Below are 16356 nucleotides of genomic sequence, written 5' to 3'. Positions count from 1 at the left end.
CCGGCCCAACATCGCAGCCACCCTCCGCCACACCGGCCGCGACTACCACCGGCCCCTACGAACGCTCGGCCTCACGTGACGAACCCGGACAGATCTCGATCATGCAATGACCTTGCCACCCACACCCCCACCCGCACCACCTGAGAACTCCCCACGGGCATCCCGTTCGCGCCGCAGACCGGAACCTCCTGGGAACACCTGCCGCAGGAGCTCGACTTCGGCTCGGGCATGGCCGGAGTCCGGTGTGGCTCCGCTGGGCTGCTGAGACTGTGCACGACTTCCCGCGTCATGCCGCGACAGCGGGCTGGCCGCGCTCGTGACCCGGCTCCCGCAGATCACCGAACGGTACGTCGCCGACCAGGCCCCCAAGATGGAGACCGTCCAGCACATCCTGGGCCGGGCAGCACCGACACTGCGGCCCTCAGTCCGCCCTTCGCGCGGTCACGAAGAAGCGGGCTCCGTCGGGGTCGGTCAGGATGGCCTCGGTCGAGCCGAGGCCCTGCTGGTGGGCCGTGCCGCCGTGGGCGCGGGCGGCGCGGGCGGCGGCCTCGACGTCGTCGACGGTGAAGTGGATCTGCCAGTGCGGCCGGATCGTCGGGTCGGGCGCCGCCTCGACCGCGCCGGAGTGGATACGGGCCACGACGTCGCCCCGGCTGCGCAGCACGACCTCGTTGTCCTCGTAGCGCACCTCGCAGGACCCGGGGGCCGAGGACGCCCACTCCAGGACCTCCGCGTAGAAGATGGCGGCGTCGAAGGCGTCACGGGTGTGCAGCCGCACGAAGACCGGTGCCGCCCGGCGCCACTCCTCCCAGCCGGCCACCAGCTCGCCCTCCCAGATACCGAACACCGCTCCGTCCCGGTCGGCCAGCAGAGCCGCCCGGCCCGGCGGCAACGAGATCGGCCCCACCGCGGTCGTACCCCCACGCTCCTGACTGCGCGACACGGTCTCGTCCGCACTCGCCACCGCGAAATACGGGGTCCACGCGACGGCCGTGTTCACCCCGAAGTTCACCTCCGAGATCCCTGCGACCGGGACCCGCTGCACGCTCGCGACTCGGTACCGGTCGCCCATCGTGCTGCTCGTGCGCCACTCCCAGCCCAGCACGGCTCGGTAGAAGTCCTCCGCCGTCTGCAGATCTCGCGTGGTCAGACTCGCCCAGCAGGGTGCTCCGAACACCGAGCGACTGGCGGTGGCCTCACCGTGCAGTGCTGCTTCGCTCTTCATCGTCGTACCGCCTGACCTGCCTGACCTGCCTGACAGCACGGTCATCATGGGGCGTGGGCCGACCCCGGACTCGGGGGTCGCCCAAGTGCCGGGTGCCCCTTCGAACGCGCGGCAATCGCTGTTCCGAGCGCACCGCGCAGCGACCGACGCCAGACGAGTCGAACCGCCTGCCGTGGCGCGCAACGGACCGAGGCGGTCGGGGCTGTCCCGACCGCCTCGATTCGGCTCACACACCCGAACCGCAGGTGACGCCGACCGACGCAATCTTCGGCCTCGGCGTTCGCTCGGCTCGGTGTGTCCCGTCGCATGTGTCGGCGGAGCGAGCAGTCCTATCGGCCGGTCTTCTTCACACGGTCCGCCGCCTTTTCCGCGGTCTCCTGCGCCTTACCGACGATCTGCTCACCACGGCCCTCGGCCCGCATGCTCTCGTCGTCCATGGCCTTGCCAGTGGTCTCTTTCATCTTCCCTTTGACCTGCTTGGCCTTTGCCTTCGCCTTGCTCATGACTCGTCGCCCTCCAATGAGGCTCGAATTGTTGCTTAAACCATGCGTGGGGCGCGGCGGCTCCGCAACCGAGCCACAAGGGTGTCGCGCAGCCATGTCCGCGAAATGTGGCAGCACCAAGAAATGCCAGGACGAAGCAGGTCAAGGGCGAGATGAGGGAAGAGCCTCGGCGAAGTCGCCCGGCAGACATGGGTCACGCCATTGGAGTGGTGTGTCGACGGCCACTCGGTGATCTCGTTCTCTGACTCGACCAGGTGGAGGCGGGCCTTGGTCAGCGGGTCGAGTCCCACATGGCGGCGAGCTTCGGTCCATTCGTCGTTCCGCTCGGGCGGCACGGCGCGATGCCGCCCCGTAACCAACCTGCTTGGGAAACTTGGACGGTGACGGTGTCAGGTCGTTCGAAGACGATCCGCAACAGCGTGGCTACCCAAGGGCTGGGCCGATTTCGGAACCACATAGTCGGAACCACATCGTCGGTCTGAACCAGTCCTTCCCACCCACCCCCCAACCCCTGAATGAGCACATGCCGCGGGTTCATACGTCGTGGCGCAGCCGAGGGATCCCGGATCCGGCGGCGTTCTGGACCGGACGCTTCCAGGCGGTGACGACCATCGCGGAGTTCACGTCGGCGGATTGGCTGACGTTGATCGTCCGCCTGGACGCGCAGTAGCTCGCCGGTCCGGGCGAGATCTCCCCCTTCAGATACGAGATCTCACCCTTCACATACAACGGGGAGGGTCAGTCCGGCGCGGGTGCGGTGAGGCCCGCCGGGCTGGCGCGGAGCATCGCCCGGTAGAGGGCGTCATGCTCGGGCGAGGGAGGCAGGAGGCCGCGGGCGGGGGCCTCGAAGGACTGGATGAACAGGGCGACCACGCGGCGCCAGGCGTCGGGGGCAGAGTCGCCGCAGGCGTTGACGACGCCGGCATTGGCCATGTGGATCAGCACGAGGTCCGAGGGGTCGAAGTCCTCGCGCAGACGCCCCGTCGCCTTGGCACGGTCGATGAGCCGCACCATGCCCTCGTACGCCTCGTTGCGGCGCTCTTCCATGGTCTTGGCCGTCGGGAAGGTCGTGGTCAGTACGTCGGCGAAGCCCTGGTCCGCGGCCTGCATCGCGCAGGCGGTCTCGATGTAGCCGATGAACCCGTGCCAAGGGTCGGGGTCGTCCAGTGCGACGGCGACCGCGTCGGCGTAGGCGTCCATGCGGTCGGCGAAGACGGCAGCGACCAACTCTTCCTTGGTGGGGAAGCGGCGGAAGATCGTGGCGATTCCCACGCCTGCCTCGCGGGCCACGGAAGCCATGGAGGCGTTCAGTCCGTCGCGCGCGAACACCCGGCGTGCGGTGGCGATGATGCGCTCCCGGTTGCGCTCGGCGTCGCTGCGCAGCGGCTGAGCGGCGGTGTCGTCGGAGTGCTGGGCGCCAGGAGTCATACCGGCCAGTCTAGCAATCGGATTGCCCTATCCACTTTCAGTGGTACCGTGGACGCAGTGAACCGGAAAGACCTATCCGGTTCTTGAATCGGATAGGTCTATCCGGATCCACTTGTTTCCGTCAACTCAGGTTTTGCGAAAGGATTGCTGTGACCAGCATCGCCATCGTCGGAGCCGGCCCCCAGCTGGGCCTGGCCATCGCCCGCACCTTCGGCTCCCAGGGCTTCGACGTCGCCCTGATCTCCCGCAAACGCGACAAGCTCGACGATCTCGTCGGCACACTCACCGCCGAAGGCATCACCGCCGCCGCCTTCCCCGCGGACGTACTCGACCGCGACGCCCTCACCAAGGCGCTCAAGGACGCCGCCGCACGGTTCGGCGGTATCGACGTCCTGGAATACTCCCCGGTCGGCACGTTCGGCGGCACCGCGCTGACCACCCCGGTCGAGACCGACCCGTCCCATGTGCAGCACGAGATCGAGTTCCAGTTCTACGGAGCCATCGCCGCCACGAAGGCCGTACTGCCGGCCATGCGCAAGACAGGCACGGGCACCCTCCTGTTCACCACCGGCGCCGGCTCCATCGACCCCGTGCCGCAGGTCGGCAACGTCAACGCCGCCGCTGCGGCCCTACGCAACTGGGCCATCAACCTCCACAAGGAGCTCGACGGCACCGGCGTCCAGGCCGCCCACATCGGCATCGACGTATCCATCGGTATGTCGGTCATCCCCGACTTCCCGACGGCCCAGCCCGAGGACATCTCCCCCGTCTACTGGGAGCTGCACACCACCAAGCGCGACCAGGCCGAGCTCGTCTTCAGAGGCTGACGGCCTCACCGGCTGGGCGCGAATGTCGGAAAGTCGGCGGACTCGTTCACCTCCGCCCAGACCGTCTTGCCGTGCCGGGCATGGCGCGTGCCCCAGCGCTCGGTGAGTTGGGCGACCAGGAGCAGGCCGCGTCCTCCCTCGTCGTAAGCACGGGCGCGGCGCTGGTGCGGGGTGGTGCTGCTGGCGTCGGAGACCTCGCAGAGGAGGGCGCGGTCGTGGATGAGGCGCAGCTGGATGGGGGGCCTGCCGTAGCGGATGGCGTTGGTGACCAGCTCGCTGACCACCAGTTCGGCGGTGAAGTCGAGGTCCTCCAGCCCCCAGGTGCTCAGCTGTTGGGCGACTCTCGACCGGGCCCCGGCAACTGCGGCAGGGTCGGCCGCCAGGTCCCAGCTGGCGACCTGGCGGCTACCGAGGGCGTGGGTGCGGGCGAGGAGCAGGGCCACGTCGTCGTCCGGGCGAGCCCGTAGCAGGCTTTCGAGCACGCCGTCGCAGGTGGCCTCCAGGGAGGCAGTGGGCTGGGCGAGTGCCTGGCGCAGCAGCGTGAGGCCGGTGTCGATGTCGTGGTCGCGGGCTTCGATCAGGCCGTTGGTGTAGAGGGCGAGGAGGCTGCCTTCGGGCAGGTCGACCTCCGCGGCTTCGAACGGCAGGCCGCCCAGGCCGAGCGGCGGGCCCGGTGGCAGGTCGAGGATGTCGACGCTGCCGTCCCGGGTCACCACGGTAGGCAGCACATGGCCCGCGCGGGCGAGGGTGCAGCAACTGCTGACGGGGTCGTAGACCGCGTACAGGCAGGTGGCGCCGATGTACCCGTCGGTTTCGATGTCCGGGTCGGCTTCGGTGTCCAGGTCGGTGCAGACTTCCGCGGACAGGCGCAGGACGACGTCGTCCAGGTGCGTGAGGAGTTCGTCGGGCGGCAGGTCGATGTCGGCCAGGGTGCGAACGGCGGTCCGTAGCCGACCCATGGTGGCGGCCGCGTGGATGCCGTGGCCGACCACGTCGCCCACCACCAGGGCGACTCGGGCTCCCGACAGCGGGATGACGTCGTACCAGTCGCCGCCCACCCCGGCCTCGGCGCCGGCGGGCAGGTAGCGACAGGCGACCTCCACGGCGGACTGCCGTGGCATACACGGCGGGAGCAGGCTGCGCTGGAGGCCGAGGGCGGTGGCGCGGGCGTGGGTGTAGCGGCGGGCATTGTCGACGGCGACGGCTGCCCTGGCGGCGATCTCCTGCGCGAGGAGCAGGTCCTCGTCGTCGTAGAGACTGGGATTGCGGTTGCGGGAGAACTGTGCGATGCCCAGGACGGTGCCACGGGCACGCAGGGGAACGACCAGGGTCGAATGGGTCTGGTGGGCGTCGACCCCGCAGCCGGGTCCCGGGTTCACCGGCGAGCGGTCGAGAGCCCCGTCGAGGTGGTGCCGTGAAGGTTGTCCGGTGGTCAGGGCGCGGTCCGGCGGCGATCCGTCCGGGTAGGTGTGGAGCTGCTGCCGCGCGATGGTCACCTCCGGGCAGTCCTCGGTCACCGGCCGCTGGGCGACCCTGCGCAGTACCAGCGGCTTCTCCTGCGGGGTGTCGTTTCCGTGGAGCGCGGAGTCGAGCAGGTCGACGGTGGCGAGGTCGGCGAAGTGCTCGATCGCGAGGTCCACCAGTTCCTGCGTCGTGCGGGTGATGTCCAGGGTGGTGCCGACGCGCAGGCCGGCCTCGTTCACCACCGCCAGCCGCCACCGCAGTCGCAGGTCCCGCTCCTCCTGGAACGCCATGACGCCCTGCTCGGAGGTCCGGTCCACGTATCCGGTCGTCGCCGCGATCAGTTTGCGTGCCGCCGCGCCCATCAGCTCGGCGTCGCTCGTCAGTCGCGGCAACTCTTCGAGCAGCCTGTCGAGAGCGATGCCCTGTCCGAGCCGGTGAGCCCGCAGCATCGCGCTGAGGGAGACTCCGCGCCGGGCCAGCCGACGTGCCCGTTCGATGTCGGCGACGGGCGGATCGATCCGGCTCAGCTCGATGCCGTGCTCGAGGCCGCCCAGGACGCCGTCTATGTGCTCGGCGATGTTCTCCGAGGTCACGCGAGCGGTCTCCGGGTCATTCGACAGCTCCGGGACTTCACGGCGCAGACACCGCTCCACGTCGGCGATCAGCCCGTCCGCGCTCAGCCTGAGCTCATGCGCGGCACGGGACACGAGGCTGTCCGCGGCGACCTCCACAAGGATGACGTTACGCCGAACAGGCGAGAACGCATCGGCAGGCGACGGAGCTCTGCCCGGCCCCGACGGGAGGAGGCCGGGCAGGATTCTCAGGAGTCCGGGCGGCTCACCGAACGGAGTCGGCGTACTCCTCGCCCCGGTCGGCTTCCGGTGTCACCGGCCCCTCCTGGCGGTGCTTGCCGGTAGCCCTGCGGCCGGGCAGGACCGCCAGGACTATCAGGGTTCCGGCAGCCATGATGACGCCGCCGATGAGGCTGGTGTGGGCGATGGCGTGGGCGAACGACTCATGGACCGCGCCGATCAGGGTCTGGGCCTGCTGGGGTCCGCCGCCCGGGTTCTTCGCGACCTGTTCGGCGACCGCGAGGCCGCCGCCCACCGAGTCCTTGGCGGTGTCCATGGCCGCGGCCGGGAGGTGGCCGCCGACCAGGTCGGTCAGCTTGTCCTTGTAGGACGTGGCCAGCAGCGAGCCGAGGATGGCGATACCCAGGGAGGCGCCGAGTTCCAGCGCGGTGTCGTTGGCGCCGCCGCCGACGCCCAGCTCCGACTCGGGGAAGGAGCCCATGATGGTGTCGGTGGCCGGGGACAGGCTCAGACCGATCGCGAAGCCGAGCAGCAGCAAAGGCGCCAGGAAGTCGGTGTAGGTCGAGCCCGACTCGATCCGCGTGAGCAGGAAGACGCCCGCGGTGCCGACCACCATGCCGGTTCCCACCACCGGCTTCACGCCCAGCTTCGGGGCCAGTCGTCCGGTCACCGCGGCGCCGGCGAAGACGGCCCCGGCCAGCGGCAGCAGTCGTACGCCGGTGTCCAGCGCGTTGTAGCCGAGGACGAACTGGAGGAACTGGGTGGCGTAGTAGATCGAGCCGAAGGTGCCGAAGAAGAAGAACAGCACCGAGAGCATGGAGCCGCTGAAGGGGCGCTCCTTGAACTTGCGTACGTCGAGCATGGGGTGGGGGTGGCGCAGCTCCCACGCGACGAAGGCCGGCAGGCCGAGACCGGCGACCACGGCCGCGGTGATGGGGCCGCTGCCCCAGCCGAAGTGCGGGCCCTCGATGGTCGCGTAGACCAGGCTGCCGACGGTGACGATCGAGAGCAGACCGCCGACGTAGTCGATCCCACCCATCTTCTCCGCCTTCGACGGCGGCACCAGGAGCAGTGTGCCGACGACGCCGACCACCGCGATGGGGACGTTCATCAGGAAGGTCGAGCCCCAGGCGTGGTTCTCCAGCAGCCAGCCGGCCGCCAGCGGACCGGCGGCGATGGCGAGGCCGGAGGTCGCGCTCCAGGCCGTGATGGCCCTGGCGCGCTCCGCCCTCGGGAAGATCGCGACGAGCAGCGACAGGGTGGCCGGCATGACGACGGCGGCGCCGACGCCCATGATCGCACGGGCGGTGATGACCAAGCCGGTCTCGTCGACCACGCCGCCCATCACCGAGCCGCCCGCGAAGATCAAAAGGCCCAGGATCAGCGCGCCGCGGCGGCTGTACTTGTCGCCGATCGAGCCCAGTACGAGCATCAGAGCGGCGTAGGGGACGGTGTAGCCGTCGATGACCCACTGCAGGTCACTGCTGGACAGGCCCAGGTCCCGGGTCATGTCGGGCGCGGCCACGATCAGCGATGTGTTCGCCATGACCACGATCAGCAGGCTCAGGCACAGCACCAGCAGGGCCCACCAGCGTCGTGGGTACGGCCCCGTCATCTTCTCGGCGGGCGTGTGGGCAAAGAGCGGCATCGGAAGCTCCTCAGGGCGAAGCGGCAGCTTCAAGGGGGTGGTGGGTCTGCAGGAGCAGTGCGGGCACGACCACGGCACTGCGAGCAGATATTTGCTCAATGATGTGCAGACTAGTTTGTTGCCCATCGGTGTGCAAGTATCGCAATGCCCTCCCCCGTCGACCGGAGGTCCGACATGATCAGCCCACGCGCCACAGGCGGCGAGCGCCGCCAGACACAGCTCACCCGTACCCGCATCCTCGAAGCGGCGAGGCAGCAACTCGGCCGCGATCCCGACAGCCGCCTCAGCGACATCGCCGAGGCGGCCGGCGTGGTGCGTCGTACCGTCTACGACCACTTCGCCGGCCGGTCCGCGCTGGTCGAGGGGCTCGTCACGGACGCCGCGGAAGCGCTGCGACGGGCACTGATGGCCGTGACGATCCACGATCCCGACGCCGCCACCGACATGGCCCGCTTCGTCCTGGCCCTGTGGCCCGTCGGCGACCGCTATCGCATGCTGCTGAGACTCGCGCCTCAGGACCTGGGGGCGGAACGCGTGAACGAAGTCCTCGCCCCCGCCCGCGACATGGCGGCGTCGATCATCGAGCGCGGGCAACGGCAGGGCGTCTTCCGGACCAGCGTCCCGCCCGGGCCGCTCAGTCGGGCACTCGAAGGGCATCTGCTGGCGCTCCTGGAGTGCGTGAACGCCGGAACCTGGCGCGACGACGGCACGCGCACCGCGACCGCCGCCCTGATCGCGGTGGGGGCGGACGTCGACCTCGCCGCCGCACAGATCCGCCTGCTCGGCCGTCCCGAGCCCGTCGGCGCCTAGAAATCCCGTCCGAGTGCCACTCCGGCGGCTTGTGCGCGCTTCCGGAGATCACTTCCCGAGAAGACCCGAGAGGAAAGCCATGTACCAGTCCCGCCATGACCAGGAGCCCGTGGGCGAACCGTATTACGGTGACGCCGCCTTGTATGTGAGCTCCCCGGCACCGAGGAGGCGGCGCAGGATCATCGCCGTCGCGTCTCTGGCCGCGGTGCTGGCCGGCGCCGTCGCCGCCGACCGTGTAGCCGCGGCCCGCGCGCAGAGCCGTACGGCGGAGGCGTTCCAGCAGGGCATGGCGACCCCGCAGCGGCCTTCGGTGCACGTCAGCGGCTTTCCCGTACTCACGCAGCTGGCCGAGGGCAGCCTGCGGCACGTCGAAATCACCGCCCACGACATCCCGGCGAGCGGATCGACCCGGCCGCTACCGGTGACGGAACTGAGCGTCGGCCTCGACGGGTTGAAGACTTCGGGGAGCGCCGGCGAGGCCCATGCGCGCAGCGTCGAGGCGACCGCCTTCCTGTCGTACGAGGACGTGTCGGGCGCGCTCGGCCTGGAGGTCTCGCAGGGCGACGAGCCGGGCCGGGTGGACGTGCGGGTCGGCCTGCCGCTCGTCGGCGACGTGACCGTGAGTACCGCCGTCTCGGCGGTCGGCGTCAACCGCATCGCCTTCACGGACGTCCGTGTCACCCGGGGCGAGTTGCTCCCTCCCGTGAAGGCTCTGCTCGACAAGGCCTTGGCAGAGCCCGTCCCCCTCCGGAACATCCCCGAGGGGCTGCACCTGCGGTCGGTCACCACGACGAAGAGCGGGATCAGCGCCCGCTTCACCGGCAAGGCGGTCACCTTCCACCCGAGTTCGTCGTCCGCGTGATCCTTCGGAAGTGTCAGGTCGCAGTGGCGGCGAGGGCGCGCGGCCGGCCGACACACGCGGTGTGTCGCATCGGTTCACGGACGGGCTTGGTCACGGCGCTCGGCGCTTGTCAGTGGAGGTCGGGCAGCGGGCGCCGCGCGACGTCCTGGGCGTCCTCCGAGGGAACACCCAGCATGCGCAGCAGCATCTCGGCCAGGTTCGAGGCCGCCTCGTCCCCGTCGAGTTCCGGGCGGGCGAACCGCAGCTCCACCAGCGCCAGTAGGGAGCCGCCCAGGGCGGTCAGGGCGACGGTCGGATCGGCGATGGCGAAACGGCCGGAGGCGATGCCGACCTCCAGGTCACGCACGGCGCGCGCGGCCAGTCCCGATGCGGAGTGGATGCGGCCGAGGCCGCGGTGGCGCAGAACCTGCATCAGTTCAGGCTGCGAGTCGGCCAGGCGGGCGCTGAGGCGGAATCCCGCCGAGACGAGTTCCGCCGGGTCGTCGATGCCCCGCAGGTGTGCGTCGAAGGTCTGGCCGAGCTCTTCGAGGGCGTCCATGACCGCGGCGTCGAACAGCTCCGTCTTCGATGCGAAGTGGTTGTAGAAGGAGCCGAAGCCGACATCGGCGCGCTCCGCGATGGCCTGGATGCTCGCGCTGGTGTCCCCGGTCTCGGCGAGGATCTGCCGGGCCGCACGGACGAGCGCCTGACGGGTCTCGGCACGTCGTCGTTCGAAACGGTTGCGGGACGGGGCTGACCTCGGCATACGCGCGAGTCTACCCATGGGACCTCCATGCCACAGTTCTGATGAATCGATCAGCACATACCTGATGATTTCATCACTCGCTCCCGATCCAGCTCTTGACGATCGAAGAATCAAAGCTGATGATTTCCTCATTACAGCAATGTCGCTTGGAGGACACCATGTCCGAAACCCGCGTCAACGCGGTCGGCGTCACGGACGGCAGGACGGCTCACCAGGATCTCCACAGTGAGCAAGGAGCCCTGCGCGGCGAGCACCCGGGCCGGGCCCGAAATCCTGTGATCAAGGTGGCGGACCTGGCCTGGCTGGAGTTCGAGAAGCCCGACCTGGACCGGGCCGAGGTGTTCGCTCGTGACTTCGGCTTCGGGGTCGCCGCGCGCACCGACCGTGAGCTGTGGCTGCGCGGAACCTTCGCCGGCTCGCCGTGCATGGTGATCCGCAAGGGGCGCGCCGGCAGGTTCATCGGCCCGGCGTTCCGCGCGGCCGAGCGGGCCGACCTGGACCGGCTGGCCCGCGCCACCGGCTCGGACGTGGGCGACGCGGACGTCCCCGGCGGCGGAAGGGTCGTCGACCTGCTCGACCCCTCCGGCTTCCCGGTCCGGGTCGTGCACTGTGGCGAGCAGTTGCCGGGGCTGCCCGAACAGCAGCCGCTGCTTCTCAACTTCGGTACGGACCATCGTCGTACGAACGTCACGCAGCGGCCGCCCCGGGAGCCCTTCCGCATCCAGCGCCTGGGGCATGTGGTGCTGGAGACACGGGTGTTCGCCCGCGCTCTGGACTGGTATCTCGACACGCTCGGGATGATCGTGTCCGACTTCCTGTTCCTGGACGGGCAGCGCGACCGTGGTCCGACGATGGCGTTCATCCGCTGTGACCTGGGGAGTGCGCCGGCCGACCATCACACCCTGGCCATGCACCTGGGGCCGGGCAACGGCTACGTCCACTCCGCCTACCAGGTCACCGACCTCGACTCGATCGCCGCCGGCGGTGAGTACCTGGGCGAGCGTGGATACAAGCGCAGTTGGGGCATCGGCAGGCACATCCAGGGCAGCCAGTTGTTCGACTACTGGCGCGACCCGGACCACCTCATGCTGGAGCACTTCGCCGACGGCGACCTGTTCTCCTGCGACCTCGAACCCGGTTGGGCACCCATGTCGACCAGCGGCCTCGCCCAGTGGGGACCGCCGGCCACCCGCGACTTCCTCGGTGCCGGCCCTTCCCCCGCCAGGGTCCGCGACGTCATCCAGGCCCTGCGCGGCGACAACGAAATGGACCCGGCGCGCCTCCTGGGCCTGCTGAAGGCCACCACCTCCTGACCCCCGGCCCCCTGACGAAAGCACTGACATGAGCACCAATGTCCTGCGTACCGCGGACGGCTGGTGGGTGGCGCGCGACGCGCGCGCCGTCCGTATCGACACCAAGGCCGTCACCACCGCCGAACTGCTCGCCGACCGGACCGCCGTCCGGGAGGCCGCCGACTCCGGCGATCCGGGTACTCCGCTCGCCGACCTGGTGGCCCTCTCCCCTGTCACCACTCCGTGTCGCGTGGTCGCCCAGATGGTCAACTACCGCAGCCACGCCCGCGATTCGGGCTTCACCGGCGACATCCCGCCCGCCTTCTTCCGCAAGGCGTCCGGCTCGGTCAGCGGCCCGCAGGAGAGCATCGTCCGGCCGCGGCATGTGAAGTTCCTGGACTACGAGATAGAGCTGGGCCTGGTCATGGGTGCGCCCCTCCCGGTCGGCACCGTCGTCGAGGAGCGGGACCTGCCCGACTACGTCGCCGGTCTCGTGATCACCAACGACGTCAGCGCCCGAGACGTACAGCTGACGAAGACGCAGTTCTACGAGAGCAAGTCGTACCCGACCTTCACGCCCACCGGCCCCTGCCTGGCGCTGCTGGAGCAGGAGGACTTCGCCCATCTCCTGGACCTGCGGCTGAAGTTGTCCGTCAACGGCGACCTGCGCCAGGACCGCACCCTCGCCGACATGATCGTCCGCCCGGCGCGGGCGCTGACCCTGCTGGCCCGCTTCCAGGCCCTCGCTCCCGGGGACCTGCTGCTGACCGGAACCCCCGGCGGCACCGCGCTCAAGGCCCCGCCCAAGGCCGTCGAGAAGATCGGCTCGCTGCTGCCGCCCGCCATGAAGTGGAAGGCGTTCTTCAAGAGCCAGGCGAAGAACCCGCACTACCTCCGGCACGGCGATGTGGTGACCGGGACGATCTCCACGCCGGACGGGCGGATCGACCTCGGTGAGCAGCGCACCCCCGTGACCGACGCGAACTGACCGACACTGACCGTGACCCGAAGTGAGCCGCACATGACCGTCGAGCACAACTCGGCAGACGTACCCGTGGTGATTGTCGGAGCGGGGCCCGTGGGCGTGACCGCCGCCCTGCTGCTGGCCCGGCGTGGTGTGAGGTCCGTCGTCCTCGAACGCCACCACGACGTCTACCCGCTGCCCCGCGCCGTCGCCACGGACGACGAAGTGCGCCGCATCCTCCAGGCCGCAGGGGTCCAGGAGGAGTTCGCCGCGATCGCCCGCCCCGCGCGGGGGCTGCGGCTGCTGGACGCCGGGCACCGCGTGATGGCCGAGTTCCCGCGCGTCGCGCAGGGACCCCACGGCTTCCCGCAGACCAGCATGTTCGACCAGCCCGAGCTGGAACGGCTGCTGCGCGACACCCTCGCTCGCACTCCGGCGTGCGAACTGCGCGGCGGGGTGGAGGTCGTCGGCGTCGAACAGGACGGCCACGGTCCGGTTCGCGTGACCTACCGCGACGACAGGAGCGAACACCTTCTGCGGGCGGACGCCGTCCTCGGCTGCGACGGCGCGGGCAGCCTGATCCGCGACGGCATCGGCGCCGCGTGGGAGGACCTGCGCTTCGAGGAACGCTGGACGGTCATCGACGTGCGCACCAGCCTCCCGGTCCGCTGTTGGGAAGGTGTGGAACAGGTCTGCGATCCGCAGCGGCCGGCGACATTCATGCGCGTCAGCGAGGACCGCTACCGCTGGGAGTTCCGGCTCCGGGACGACTCGGCACTGAGTCACGAGCGGCTGCGGGAGCTGATCGCTCCCTGGGTGGATCTCACGTACGGCGCCGACTTCGAGGTGATGCGGCAGGCGCAGTACACCTTCCGGGCGCGGGTCGCCGACCGCTGGCGCCAGGGGCGTGTCTTCCTCCTCGGCGACGCCGCCCACCTCACCCCGCCGTTCATCGGGCAGGGGCTGGGCGCGGGCTTGCGCGACGCCTACAACCTCACCTGGAAACTCGCCCGGGTTCTCCAACAGGGCGCCGAAGAACGGCTGCTGGAGACCTACGAGGGCGAACGCAAGCCGCACACGCGCCGCATGGTACGGCTCGCGGTCGCCATGGGCTGGGCCATGACCGGCGGCCAGGACGGTGCCGCGGCCGTTCGCCGCGGTGTCCTGAGCGCGGCCGTCCGTATCCCTGGCCTGAGTACGGCGGCCGCACGCGACGTCAGTCCCGCCCTGACCGCGGGGCCGCTCGTACGCCGTCGTACCCGCTGGAGCGGCCGCGGTCTCGTGGGCACCTTCTGCCCCCAGCCGTGGGTGGCCGTCGACGGACGGCGCGCCCGCCTCGACGAACTGCTCGGCGACTCCTTCGCCCTGCTGACCGCCGTACCGCTCTCGCCCTCGCTGAAGGCGGTCGCCGACGGCCTCGGTGCCAGGACCGTTCCCGTGGCCGACCTGGGTGACGACGGCCACCTCGCCGTCTGGCTGCGCGAGGGGCGGGCGGACGCCGTGCTGCTGCGGCCCGACCGTGTCGTGATGGACGTCGTCCCGCCAGGCGGCGCCGACTTCACGGACACCGCCGCCTGGGCGGCCCTTCTGCACACCACACGAAGCCCTGTCTCATCCCAACGGACCGTTGAGAAAAGCCTGTTGAGGAGCACAACGCGATGAACACGCCGTACCCGGACCCCTTCTTCACTCCTGATCCGCAGGCCGCAGCCGCCAGTCGCATCGTGGACTTCGCCCACGGGGCGGCCGGGCACCGGGGTGTTGCCGTGGACTCGGACTACGCCTCCCTGCACCACTGGTCGGTCACCGATCTCGAAGGATTCTGGGGCGCGGTGTGGGAGTACTTCGACATCGAGGCGGCCACGCCCCATCAGCGGGTGCTGGAGGACGAGCGGATGCCCGGCGCCCGCTGGTTCCCCGGCGCCACCCTCAATTACACCCACCACGCCCTGCGCAACCTCGCGGACGACGGCGTGGCGATCATCGCCCTCGACGAGACCGGTTCCAGCCACGAGGTGACCGGGCAGCGGTTGCGTACCCAGGTCGCCTCCGTCGCCGCGACCCTGCGCGACCTCGGCGTGGGCAGCGGCGACCGGGTCGTCGGCTACCTTCCCAACACCCCGCACGCGATCGTGGCGTTCCTGGCCGCCGCGAGCCTGGGTGCCGTCTGGTCGGTGTGCGGGCAGGACTACGCTCCCCAGGCCGCCGCCGACCGCTTCGCGCAGCTCGAACCCACCGTCCTGATCGCGGCCGACGGCTACCTCTTCAACGGCACCACCCATGACCGCCGGGAGGCCGCCCTCGAACTGGCCCAAGCGCTGCCGACGTTGAAGGCGACCCTGCTCGTCGACCACGTCGGTCTGCCCTGGCCCTCGCGGAGCTATCCGTCGCTGGTCATCCCGTGGGAGGACGCCTCCACCCGCACCGAGCGACTCGACTGCGCACCCGTGCCGTTCGACCACCCCCTGTGGGTCGTCTTCTCCTCCGGCACCACCGGCCTGCCCAAGGGCATCGTCCACGGTCACGGCGGCGTCCTGCTCGAACATCTCAAGACCCTCGGCCTGCACTCCGACCTCGGCCCCCGCGACCGCCTCCTCTGGTACACCACCACCCACTGGATGATGTGGAACCTGGTCGTCTCCACCTTGCTGACCGGCGCGACCACCTGCACGTACGACGGCAGTCCCGCCCCGCTGACCCGCCCGGACGTTCTGTGGGAACTGGCGTCCCGCCACCGCGTCACCGTCTTCGGCACGAGCCCGCAATACCTCCTGGCCATGGCCAAGTTCGACATCGACCCGTCCGTGCACGACCTGTCCTCGATCCGCGTCGTCGGCTGCACCGGCTCCACGCTGCCTGCCTCCGCCTACCCCTGGGTCCGCGACCACGTCGGCGCTCACGTCCTGCTCGCCTCCATCAGCGGAGGTACCGACATCGTCTCCGGTTTCGCCGGCAGCGCGCCCACGATCCCGGTCTGGGCGGGGGAACTGTCGGCTCCGCACCTGGGTGTGGCACTCGCCGCGTACGACACCGAGGGTCTTCCGGTCGTCGACCAGGTCGGCGAGCTGGTCGTCACTCGCCCCATGCCGTCGATGCCGCTGTCCTTCTGGAACGACCCCGACGGCGTCCGCTACCACGACGCCTACTTCTCCGCGTACCCCGGCGTATGGCGGCACGGCGACTGGATCACCCACACGGCCCACGGCTCGGTGATCGTGCACGGCCGCTCCGACTCCACCCTCAACCGCAACGGCGTGCGCCTGGGCAGCGCCGACATCCACGACGTCGTCGAACGCCTCCCCGAGATCACCGAAGCGCTCGTCATCGGCGCGGAGGAACCCGACGGCGGCTACTGGATGCCGCTGTTCGTCGTCCCGGCGCCCGGCGTCACCCTCGACGACGCTCTGCGCGACCGCATCCGCGACGCCATCCGCACCGGCGCTTCACCCCGCCACGTCCCCGACGAGATCCTCGAGGTCCCGGCCATCCCACACACCCGCACCGGCAAGAAGCTCGAGGTCCCGGTCAAACGCCTGCTCCAAGGTGCCTCCGCCGAGCAGGTAGTCAACCCCGCCGCCGTGGACGCTCCCGAACTTGTCGACTACTACGCCCGTCTGGGCGCCGAACGCCGCAGCCGAAGGACCACGGCTTGAGAACGGCCGACGCTGCTGGGGGCCAGGGCGCTCGCATGTCGGGCTGCGCGCGCCGGCCCGGCGGAATCCCGGGTTGAGGCGGGACGGCGTCACGTACGGATGACCGGCACGCTCCGTTCCACG

At 70.0% G+C, this 16356-nt stretch carries 14 protein-coding genes; 7 read left to right on the top strand and 7 right to left on the bottom strand.

The features are described from left to right. Window positions 1-421 precede the first annotated feature (421 nt). The 4 genes from ACZ69M_RS25480 to ACZ69M_RS25465 all read right to left on the bottom strand — a co-directional run bounded on the left by ACZ69M_RS25480 (window position 422) and on the right by ACZ69M_RS25465 (window position 3156). Window positions 422-1225: a VOC family protein gene (locus ACZ69M_RS25480; protein ID WP_470053171.1), complete on the bottom strand. Its 804-nt coding sequence runs from the start codon at window positions 1223-1225 to the stop codon at window positions 422-424. A gap of 329 nt (window positions 1226-1554) precedes the next feature. Continuing rightward, window positions 1555-1728: a CsbD family protein gene (locus ACZ69M_RS25475; protein WP_470053169.1), complete on the bottom strand. Its 174-nt coding sequence runs from the start codon at window positions 1726-1728 to the stop codon at window positions 1555-1557. Window positions 1729-2262: 534 nt separating this feature from the next. Next, complete coding sequence (locus ACZ69M_RS25470; protein ID WP_470053167.1) at window positions 2263-2451, bottom strand: hypothetical protein; 189 nt, start codon at window positions 2449-2451, stop codon at window positions 2263-2265. A 15-nt stretch (window positions 2452-2466) separates the two neighbouring features. Continuing rightward, complete coding sequence (locus ACZ69M_RS25465; RefSeq protein ID WP_470053165.1) at window positions 2467-3156, bottom strand: TetR/AcrR family transcriptional regulator; 690 nt, start codon at window positions 3154-3156, stop codon at window positions 2467-2469. A gap of 149 nt (window positions 3157-3305) precedes the next feature. On the opposite strand from ACZ69M_RS25465, the gene ACZ69M_RS25460 reads away from it, so the two are divergent. Further along, window positions 3306-3983: an SDR family NAD(P)-dependent oxidoreductase gene (locus ACZ69M_RS25460; protein WP_470053163.1), complete on the top strand. Its 678-nt coding sequence runs from the start codon at window positions 3306-3308 to the stop codon at window positions 3981-3983. Window positions 3984-3988: 5 nt separating this feature from the next. On the opposite strand, the gene ACZ69M_RS25455 is transcribed toward ACZ69M_RS25460, so the two are convergent. Beyond that, the gene (locus ACZ69M_RS25455) at window positions 3989-6178 is read right to left on the bottom strand and encodes an ATP-binding SpoIIE family protein phosphatase (protein ID WP_470053161.1); all 2190 of its coding nucleotides are present in this window, start codon (window positions 6176-6178) and stop codon (window positions 3989-3991) included. A 106-nt stretch (window positions 6179-6284) separates the two neighbouring features. Further along, window positions 6285-7907: an MFS transporter gene (locus tag ACZ69M_RS25450; protein WP_470053159.1), complete on the bottom strand. Its 1623-nt coding sequence runs from the start codon at window positions 7905-7907 to the stop codon at window positions 6285-6287. Between the two features lie 174 nt (window positions 7908-8081). Between ACZ69M_RS25450 and ACZ69M_RS25445 the strand changes: the two genes are divergently transcribed. After that, a complete protein-coding gene (locus ACZ69M_RS25445) occupies window positions 8082-8717 on the top strand; it encodes a TetR/AcrR family transcriptional regulator (RefSeq protein WP_470053157.1) in 636 nt (211 codons plus the stop codon). 109 nt (window positions 8718-8826) lie between these two features. Continuing rightward, a complete protein-coding gene (locus tag ACZ69M_RS25440; protein WP_470053156.1) occupies window positions 8827-9579 on the top strand; it encodes an LmeA family phospholipid-binding protein in 753 nt (250 codons plus the stop codon). A gap of 109 nt (window positions 9580-9688) precedes the next feature. On the opposite strand, the gene ACZ69M_RS25435 is transcribed toward ACZ69M_RS25440, so the two are convergent. Next, the gene (locus ACZ69M_RS25435) at window positions 9689-10324 is read right to left on the bottom strand and encodes a TetR/AcrR family transcriptional regulator (protein ID WP_470053154.1); all 636 of its coding nucleotides are present in this window, start codon (window positions 10322-10324) and stop codon (window positions 9689-9691) included. A gap of 158 nt (window positions 10325-10482) precedes the next feature. Between ACZ69M_RS25435 and ACZ69M_RS25430 the strand changes: the two genes are divergently transcribed. The 4 genes from ACZ69M_RS25430 to ACZ69M_RS25415 are packed head-to-tail and all read left to right on the top strand — an operon-like array spanning window position 10483 to window position 16233. Next, the gene (locus tag ACZ69M_RS25430) at window positions 10483-11637 is read left to right on the top strand and encodes a VOC family protein (protein ID WP_470053153.1); all 1155 of its coding nucleotides are present in this window, start codon (window positions 10483-10485) and stop codon (window positions 11635-11637) included. Window positions 11638-11665: 28 nt separating this feature from the next. Next, a complete protein-coding gene (locus ACZ69M_RS25425) occupies window positions 11666-12604 on the top strand; it encodes a fumarylacetoacetate hydrolase family protein (RefSeq protein ID WP_470053152.1) in 939 nt (312 codons plus the stop codon). A 33-nt stretch (window positions 12605-12637) separates the two neighbouring features. Then, complete coding sequence (gene mhpA / locus ACZ69M_RS25420) at window positions 12638-14242, top strand: bifunctional 3-(3-hydroxy-phenyl)propionate/3-hydroxycinnamic acid hydroxylase MhpA (RefSeq protein WP_470053150.1); 1605 nt, start codon at window positions 12638-12640, stop codon at window positions 14240-14242. Beyond that, on the top strand, window positions 14239-16233 hold the full coding sequence (locus ACZ69M_RS25415; protein ID WP_470053148.1) for an acetoacetate--CoA ligase: 1995 nt from the start codon (window positions 14239-14241) through the stop codon (window positions 16231-16233). The genes mhpA and ACZ69M_RS25415 overlap by 4 nt, the downstream gene beginning before the upstream one ends. Window positions 16234-16356: the final 123 nt, after the last annotated feature.

The sequence above is a fragment of the Streptomyces sp. NPDC107454 genome, from assembly GCF_055582885.1.
This window is presented reverse-complemented; position numbering and strand designations above follow the sequence as displayed.

What these genes read in the sequence shown, in the direction of transcription:
- ACZ69M_RS25480 (WP_470053171.1), bottom strand. Translation starts at nt 1,225, where the DNA reads ATGAAGAGCGAAGCAGCACTGCACGGTGAGGCCACCGCCAGTCGCTCG.
- ACZ69M_RS25415 (WP_470053148.1), top strand. Translation starts at nt 14,239, where the DNA reads ATGAACACGCCGTACCCGGACCCCTTCTTCACTCCTGATCCGCAGGCC.
- ACZ69M_RS25450 (WP_470053159.1), bottom strand. Translation starts at nt 7,907, where the DNA reads ATGCCGCTCTTTGCCCACACGCCCGCCGAGAAGATGACGGGGCCGTAC.
- ACZ69M_RS25425 (WP_470053152.1), top strand. Translation starts at nt 11,666, where the DNA reads ATGAGCACCAATGTCCTGCGTACCGCGGACGGCTGGTGGGTGGCGCGC.
- ACZ69M_RS25465 (WP_470053165.1), bottom strand. Translation starts at nt 3,156, where the DNA reads ATGACTCCTGGCGCCCAGCACTCCGACGACACCGCCGCTCAGCCGCTG.
- ACZ69M_RS25475 (WP_470053169.1), bottom strand. Translation starts at nt 1,728, where the DNA reads ATGAGCAAGGCGAAGGCAAAGGCCAAGCAGGTCAAAGGGAAGATGAAA.
- ACZ69M_RS25435 (WP_470053154.1), bottom strand. Translation starts at nt 10,324, where the DNA reads ATGCCGAGGTCAGCCCCGTCCCGCAACCGTTTCGAACGACGACGTGCC.
- ACZ69M_RS25430 (WP_470053153.1), top strand. Translation starts at nt 10,483, where the DNA reads ATGTCCGAAACCCGCGTCAACGCGGTCGGCGTCACGGACGGCAGGACG.
- mhpA (WP_470053150.1), top strand. Translation starts at nt 12,638, where the DNA reads ATGACCGTCGAGCACAACTCGGCAGACGTACCCGTGGTGATTGTCGGA.
- ACZ69M_RS25445 (WP_470053157.1), top strand. Translation starts at nt 8,082, where the DNA reads ATGATCAGCCCACGCGCCACAGGCGGCGAGCGCCGCCAGACACAGCTC.